The organism is uncultured Chitinophaga sp., assembly GCF_937874145.1.
In the GTDB taxonomy this organism is placed as follows: Bacteria; Bacteroidota; Bacteroidia; order Chitinophagales; family Chitinophagaceae; genus Chitinophaga.
In genome coordinates this window covers 1-8,018 of sequence record NZ_CALNBI010000429.1, presented here as the reverse complement: position 1 = coordinate 8,018, position 8,018 = coordinate 1, and the positions used below count along the sequence as shown (strand labels likewise).

Here is an 8,018-nt window from a genome sequence, read left to right as displayed (position 1 = left end):
CAACAGCGGCCACCACATGATCAACGCCAGTACGGTTGCCTGCGCAAGCCCAATACTGTAGGCAACTACATATTCCCAAAAAATCATAGTCATTCATTAAGCAAGGGATAAAAAAACGCCGGGCACAATGCCCGGCGTTACTAAAATTAACTGAAATTCTTATAATTTCTCGATCATCCCGCGAACGTTCTTCACGCCTTCGGCGATCTCGGGCCAGTTACGCTCCCAATGATATTCGTACTCGGCGCTGAATACGCCTTTGAAGTTCTGCTTCTTCAGTTCCGCCAGCACGCCTTCCACATTGCAAACGCCCGTTCCCCAGGGAACGTCGTGGCCTTTGGGGCTCTTTTCGTGAAGGTCTTTGATATGCAGGCTGAACACTTTGCCGTTCAGTTTTTGGATGCACTCAACGGGATCCAGGCCGGAACGCACCCAGTGGCCGATGTCCGCACAGGCGCCCAGGTACTTGCTGCGGCCGTTGATGGCGGCCAGCACGCTGTCGGGGTGCCAGTAATGGCTCGGTTTGGGGTGGTCGTGGATCGCAACCTTGATTTTGTATTCGTCCGCCAGGCGGCTCACCGCATCCAGGTCTTTCACCCGCGGTTCCGATGTAATGATCTGGATGCCCATCGCTTTGGCGAATTCGAACATCTCTTTCCACTCCTGCTCACCGTTCGGCGATACCACGCCGAAAGCTACGAGGGTTTTCTTCTTCTTTTTGAAAAGATCTTTCACCTGCTGCCTTTGGGCCGCATCCATTTTGAAATCCATTTTACCTTCGATGCCGCCGCCGATGGTCTGCCCGTTATAGCATTCCACATACTGCAGTTGGGCCGAATCGATCCGGTCGAGGGCTTCCGACAGGGTGAAGAGCCGGAAAGAATAGGCCTGGGCGCCGAGCTTCCAGCCCATTTTGGCTTCCTTCTTCTGCGCCAGGGCCGGTTGGGCGAACAACGCTGCGGCAACACCCAGCGCCAGCAACGATTTGCGAATTGAGATCATAGACGTGTATTTTAAAATGACCGTTATATGCGTACAAAGTACACGGTATGATTCAGATTTACAAGCGGTTGCGGACAAACGGTTGTATTTCGCCAGGTGATACCGCCATGACAAACGATTGCGTGTTCTGTTTTTCCGTAATTTAGTTGGCTATGAGAGGGTTTATTTTTACCCGTTTTAACCCGTCGGACGATGGGCAGCCATCCTTCGAGAAGCTGCTGGACGTGTTTACCCAGCTGCTGACGTACACCAGCGGCGACGTTTCCGAAGCGCTGCAATGGATGACCGAGCTCGACAAGGAATTCCAGATCACCAGCGAGGAATACGGGCTGGGGGATTTCATACAGGATCTGAAAGACAAGGGTTATATCCGGGACAATGAAGAAGAAGGGACGATATCCATCACCGCCAAAACGGAGCAGACGATCCGAAAGCGGGCGTTGGAGGAAATTTTCGGGAAACTGAAGAAATCCCGCATCGGGGACCATAATATCCGCAAATCAGGGCAGGGCGACGAGCAGAATGCCGAAACCCGGCCTTACGCCTTCGGCGACGCGCTGGAACAGATCGATATGACGGCTTCCATCCGCAACGCGCAGATCAATCATGGCATCGAGGTATTTTCCATGCAGCAGGACGATCTGGAGATCCGGGAAACGGATTTCAAGACACAGACGTCCACCGTGCTGATGATCGATATTTCGCATTCCATGATCCTGTACGGGGAAGACCGGATCACCCCGGCCAAGAAGGTAGCCATGGCGCTGAGCGAGCTCATCACCACGCGCTACCCGAAAGACACGCTGGACATCATCGTTTTCGGCAACGACGCCTGGCAGATCGAGATCAAGGACCTCCCGTACCTGCAGGTGGGCCCTTTCCATACCAATACGGTGGCGGGGCTGGAACTGGCGATGGACATCCTGCGGCGCAGGCGCAATCCCAACAAGCAGATCTTCATGATCACCGACGGGAAGCCGACCTGCCTCAAACAGGGGAAGCAATATTATAAAAACAGCTTCGGGCTCGACCGGAAGATCCTGAACAGGACCCTCAACCTCGCGGCCCAATGCAAAAAACTGAAAATCCCCATCACCACATTCATGGTAGCCACAGATCCCTGGCTGCAGCAATTCGTCAACGAATTCACGGAAACCAATAACGGTAAAGCATTTTTTTCCGGGACCGACAACCTGGGGCAGTTCCTGTTCCACGATTTCGAAAACGGAAAAAGGAAAAAGTTATAACGACATGGAAAATATCAAAACGCTCGGAGCGCTGAAGAAAAGCGGACACACTTACAAATCCGTTAAAGAAGAGATCAGACAGAACCTTATCGCACGGCTCAAAGCCAAAGAAAGCACTTTCCCCGGCATCATCGGGTACGACGATACCGTGATCCCCGACACCGAAAGAGCCCTGCTTTCCCGCCATAATATCCTGTTCCTGGGCCTGCGCGGGCAAGCCAAGACGCGCATGGCGCGGCAGATGATCGACCTGCTCGACGAATTCGTGCCCATCGTGGCCGGGTCGGAAGTCAACGACCACCCTTACGAACCGCTTTCCCGCTACGCTCGCGACCTGGTTGCCAAAATGGGCGACGATACCCCCATCGAATGGCTGCCCCGCGAAGCGCGGTATGGCGAAAAGCTCGCCACGCCCGACGTTTCGGTAGCAGACCTCATCGGCGACGTGGACCCCATCAAGGCGGCGAACGAAAAACTGAGTTATGCCGACGAGCGCGTGATCCATTTCGGGATCATCCCGCGTTCGAACCGGGGGATATTCGTCATCAACGAGCTCCCCGACCTGCAGGCACGCATCCAGGTGGCGCTGTTCAACATCCTCCAGGAAGGCGATATACAAATCCGGGGGTTCAAGGTAAGGATGCCGCTCGATATCCTTTTCGTGTTCACCGCCAACCCGGAAGATTACACCAACCGCGGCTCGATCGTGACACCGCTGAAAGACCGTATCGAGAGCCAGATCATCACCCATTACCCCAAAACGCTGGAAAATAGCCTGCTCATCACTGAACAGGAAGCCGCCGTGCATGCCGAGCAGCAGGATAAAGTAACGATGCCCGACCTCATCAAGCGCCTCATCGAACAGGTGGCTTTCGAAGCCAGGGCAAGTGAATATGTCGACAAGAAAAGCGGCGTTTCCGCCCGTTTGACCATCGCCGCGTTCGAAAACGCCGTGAGCGCGGCGGAAAGGCGGACCTTTCTCCACGGCGAGCCCTCCACCTACGTGCGCATCAGCGACCTCCAGGGCATCGTTCCCGCCATTACCGGCAAGATCGAACTGGTATACGAAGGCGAACAGGAAGGACCGCTGCAGGTGGCGCTCAACCTGCTCGACAAAAGCCTGCGCACCCTCTTCGCCCAATACTTCCCCAACCCGGAAACCTTCAAGAAACGCAAGTCCGGCGGGCAGGACCTCAATCCCTACCGGGCAGTCATCCAGTGGTTCGATGCGGGCAACGCGTTGCAGCTCATGCAGGATGCATCGGACAAGGAATACGAAGCCGCGCTGCGGAAAGTGACCGGCCTGCCGGAGATGATCGAAAAGCGCTTCCCGCAAGCCAACCGGCCAGAGCAGCTGCTCATGATGGAAATGGTGCTCCACGGGCTGGCCGCCCATTCGCTGCTCAGCAAAAAGTCGATGGAGAACGCCACGCGGTTCTCGGACCTGCTGGGGACTATGATGAATTTCAGCACTTCGGAAGATCTGGAAGACGACGAAGAACTATAACGGGAATTTTTTATCTTGTCTGATAATTCGATTATTACTTCCACGTCAAAACATGAAAACATGCACAGAAGGAACTTCCTGTTCAACACTTCCGCGTTCCTGGCGGGGTCTGCCCTATTGCCGTCTTCCCTTCGCGCCCTTTCGCCGAGCGATAAAGTAAACATCGCCGTGATCGGCGTGAACGGAATGGGCTGGAGCAACCTGAACGCCCTCCTCAAACACCCTGAAACCAATTGCGTTGCGTTGTGCGATATCGACGAAAACGTGCTGAACAGGCGCGCCGGCGAGCTGGAGAAGAAAACCGGCAAAAAGCCCGCCCTCTACGGCGATTACCGCAAGCTGCTCGAAAGCAGGGATATCGACGCCGTTGTGATCGGCACGCCCGACCATTGGCACTGCCTGCAGATGACCGACGCCGTGTCTGCCGGGAAAGACGTATACGTGGAGAAGCCCATCGGCAACTCGATCGCCGAATGCCGCGCCATGGTGAACGCCCAGGAAAGAACGGGGCGCGTGGTGCAGGTGGGGCAATGGCAGCGCAGCATGAACCACTTCAACGACGCCATCGCCTACGTACACTCCGGCCAGCTCGGTAAAGTAAGGCTGGTGAAAGTGTGGGCATATATGGGATGGATGAAACCCGTGGCCGTGGCCGACAACGCCAAACCGCCGGCAGGGGTGGATTATAAAACCTGGCTGGGGCCTGCGCAGATGCGCGACTTCAACGCCAACCGATTCCATTTCAACTTCCGTTGGTTCTGGGATTATGCCGGCGGCCTGATGACCGACTGGGGCGTGCACCTCATCGATTACGCGCTGTACGGGATGAAGGCTTCCAATCCCAAAAGCATCGTAGCCGCAGGCGGTAAATTCGCCTACCCCGACGATGCCGCCGAAACACCCGATACCCTCACCGCCCTCTATGAATTCGACGGGTTCAACATGCAGTGGGAGCACGCTACCGGCATCAATGGAGGCCCTTACGGCCGCGACCATGGCATCGCCTTCATCGGCAACAACGGCACCCTGGTACTCGACCGCGGAGGTTGGGAAGTGATCGCAGAGAAGGACAAGATGGAAAGCATCTCCCGCAAGAAAGCCAACGACAACGGCCTGGAGAAACATACAAAAAATTGGCTGGAAGTGATCAAGTCCCGCAAGCTCGACGATCTCCATTGCGATATCCGCACCGGTGCCAACGTAGCCATCAACGCACAGATGGGCAACATCGCATTCCGGACCGGGGAAAGGATTTACTTCCGCCCTTACGAAGGCAAATTCGACAACAAAAAAGCCAATGCCTTCATCACACCCGAATATCATAACAATTACAAACTTCCCAAATAACCGACATGCAACGGATCACGAAACTCTTCCTCTGCGCAGCATTCGCCGCGCCCGCATTACAAGCTTCCGCGCAGGAAGCCAAACCGCAAGACACCGAAGTATGGGAACCGCAGCCCGTTAAAGTAACGCCCGGCACGGGCACCAGCGCACCTTCGGATGCTATCGTGCTGTTCGACGGCAAAAACCTCGACAACTGGGTATCCGAAAAAGGCGGCGCCGCCCCCTGGACCATCAAAGACGGCGCCATGACCGTAACGCCCGGCAAGGGAGGCATCAAAACAAAGGCTTCCTTCGGCGACTTCCAGCTGCATATCGAGTGGCGTTCCCCTTCCGTGGTGAAAGGTGAAGGCCAGGGCCGCGGCAACAGCGGCATCTTTTTGCAGGAACAATACGAACTGCAGGTGCTCGATAACTATAACAACAAGACGTACGCGAACGGTCAGGCCGGCAGCCTCTACAAACAGGGCATTCCCCTCGTGAACGCCTGCCGCCAGCCCGGCGAATGGCAGGTATACGACGTGATTTACACGGCTCCCCGCTTTAAAGGCGACGGCACCGTGGAATCGCCCGCCCGCGTTACCGTGATACATAATGGCGTGCTGGTGCAGAACAATTATGAACTGCTCGGCAAAACGCTGTACATCGGCAAACCTTTTTACGAAAAGCATGGCGATCTGCCCATTGCTTTGCAGGACCATGGCGACCTGGTGAGCTTCCGGAATATCTGGCTGCGCAAACTCTGATCCGCCGTCCCGAATTTTCAGGGCCCGATGCACCGCGCATCGGGCTTTTTTTATGTTTACAAACACACAAACCACGCACTGTTGCAGCTGCCATGTCGTAAATTGATCGCCCGGCCGATTTGAATGGCCCAATCACAAATTAGATTTTTTTTATTTGTTTGTTTTCTATAGATTCGCTTCACTTTGTTGACCAACGGAGCCTTGAGAACCCGATTTTTAGTTTTGTTAGCACGCAGTAGTAGGAGAAAAGCATTGGTTTAACTAAGCGGATAAGCGTTTATACCGATCCGCCTCCTTATACCATCCTTCCCATCGGTCCTTCATAGTAACCAATTTAGCATAACTGACGCCCCCGACAGGCAGGCCTTCGAACCTCTGTGTCCCGGTGTTTGAGCTGTATTGGTATTGATATGCGGATAATTATTAGATCAATAACTCAAATCCCAGATTTATGAAATTTAGCATTGTACCCTTGGTAGCAGCGATTTTGACCTTCTTCGCTTCCTGCTCAAAACATGACATCAACACTGGTTCCCCCGAGAAGGTACCGGATCAGGAAGTGCAGCTAATGAAGGTAGAAAATGGCCTGCTTACATTCAAAAACTATGAAGCCTTCTTTTCCGCGCTTTCGGAGCAATCAAACCTGACAAACTCCGACCGGGAAAAATGGGAACAATCGATTGGGTTCACTTCTATGCGCACCCGGTACGAGCGGTTTAAAACAGCGGTTAATCATTTGGATAATTCCGTGACAAAAAAAGAGCAGTATGATAATAACGATTTTTTAAAAATAGTTGAACGCTATAAATCATCCCTTACTCCAACCGATCAGCCAGGAGTGTATAATCTGAACTGCTCCGGATTGTTGGAATCAGGCCTGGTAAACGACCATGGAATAGTGAAGGTAGAAAATGACATTATATATTTTGGGAAATCACAAATTGTGAGCTTCCTCAACAAAACTCCAGGTGAAGTACTGAACCTGGTAGGCCGCGGAACTAAGTTTTACAACGGAAAGGATAATTCCATCCATGTAAATTCGGACCCCGATCTTGATGCCCCCTTCTCGCAAACTGCAATTGATTCGGTCCCCAGGCTAAATACTACTTTAATGAGCGTAGGCAATGAAGTGATGAATATTTCATCAGTTGCAATCCCTAATGGACAACGTTTTGCAGTGAGAAATCAAGCCTGGAACTCTTCAGATATTGGCGGGGATGGAATTGGTTCTTGCCGGATCAGGCTGTTTGCGATCCAGATACCCAACAATACCATCAGAGGATTTGTTACTGCCCAAATGTACTGCACGGCAAAAAACTGGCTGGGCACCAGACGGAAGATAAAAATTGTTGGATTTACCCTGGATGGCCAGGTTGATCTTATAATTCAACCGCAATTTGCCCACAATCTGGTAAACATTGATTTCCAGTCTTCGGATGACCAAACATTTACACAGGGCACAGAGGACCATGAAGTTGTATTCCTGGCGTCAAAAGTTTTAAAAGAAAATTCTGCCATTCTTGGCCAGGCCCCTGGTATTCCTTATGCTAACCAGACGGCCTTTGCGAATTGCCCCCATACGATTAACGATGACTATTTAGACACAGGTGGACAATGGTGGGGGAATGTATTCACGAACTCAAGCTTTACTACTTTAGTGACAACGCCTCTGAATATCTTTTTTATTGCCATGGGTAAGGGCCCGCTTCCGGATACATATGAGGGGACTGTCCTTTTGACAAATGGAAATGAATAATTTCAGGAACGCCTTCTGGTGAAGGCGCGGGGTAGCATGGCAGATGCTACGCTGAACCTGGGAATGCCCGTGCCGCGCAAGCGCACGGGCTTCTTTTATAAAAAAAGGCGATCATTCACTATTGATTATTCACTATTTATAAGCACCTGTTTCTTAGCAATTTGAAAATTAATATGGGATAACAAAGCATCCAAAAGCTTGACATGCAGAGAACCAATTGCGGGTTTGGGTGTTGAAGGAAGGTACTTTCGTGTACATGCAATCTGTATAGATTGATATAGATTAAGATTTGCCTTCCGGTACTGCGCGGGCCTAGCAGTAAAAGCAAAACCCGCCATGAAGGCGGGTTTCAGAAGAGGTACCGAGCGGATTCGAACCGCTGTACGAGGTTTTGCAGACCTCTGCCTAGCCACTCG

The 8,018-nt window shown here is 52.5% G+C and carries 7 protein-coding genes; 5 read left to right on the top strand and 2 right to left on the bottom strand.

Going from position 1 to position 8,018, the window contains the following annotated elements; genetic code table 11:
* Positions 1-159 precede the first annotated feature (159 nt).
* Positions 160-1,002 (bottom strand): sugar phosphate isomerase/epimerase, encoded by an 843-nt coding sequence (locus Q0510_RS20365; RefSeq protein WP_298715769.1) that lies wholly within the window; start codon positions 1,000-1,002, stop codon positions 160-162.
* Positions 1,003-1,154: 152 nt separating this feature from the next.
* Here Q0510_RS20365 and Q0510_RS20360 point away from each other — a divergent pair, with 152 nt between their 5' ends.
* The 5 genes from Q0510_RS20360 to Q0510_RS20340 all read left to right on the top strand — a co-directional run bounded on the left by Q0510_RS20360 (position 1,155) and on the right by Q0510_RS20340 (position 7,602).
* Positions 1,155-2,249 (top strand): VWA domain-containing protein, encoded by a 1,095-nt coding sequence (locus Q0510_RS20360; RefSeq protein ID WP_298715767.1) that lies wholly within the window; start codon positions 1,155-1,157, stop codon positions 2,247-2,249.
* Positions 2,250-2,253: 4 nt separating this feature from the next.
* On the top strand, positions 2,254-3,756 hold the full coding sequence (locus tag Q0510_RS20355; protein ID WP_298715765.1) for a sigma 54-interacting transcriptional regulator: 1,503 nt from the start codon (positions 2,254-2,256) through the stop codon (positions 3,754-3,756).
* A gap of 60 nt (positions 3,757-3,816) precedes the next feature.
* The gene (locus Q0510_RS20350; protein ID WP_298715763.1) at positions 3,817-5,103 is read left to right on the top strand and encodes a Gfo/Idh/MocA family oxidoreductase; all 1,287 of its coding nucleotides are present in this window, start codon (positions 3,817-3,819) and stop codon (positions 5,101-5,103) included.
* 5 nt (positions 5,104-5,108) lie between these two features.
* Positions 5,109-5,846, top strand: coding sequence for a DUF1080 domain-containing protein (locus Q0510_RS20345; RefSeq protein ID WP_298715761.1), 738 nt, complete (start codon positions 5,109-5,111; stop codon positions 5,844-5,846).
* A gap of 451 nt (positions 5,847-6,297) precedes the next feature.
* Positions 6,298-7,602 (top strand): hypothetical protein, encoded by a 1,305-nt coding sequence (locus tag Q0510_RS20340; protein WP_298715759.1) that lies wholly within the window; start codon positions 6,298-6,300, stop codon positions 7,600-7,602.
* 125 nt (positions 7,603-7,727) lie between these two features.
* On the opposite strand, the gene Q0510_RS20335 is transcribed toward Q0510_RS20340, so the two are convergent.
* On the bottom strand, positions 7,728-8,018 hold a 291-nt coding region (locus Q0510_RS20335; protein ID WP_298715758.1), incomplete at its 5' end, for a hypothetical protein.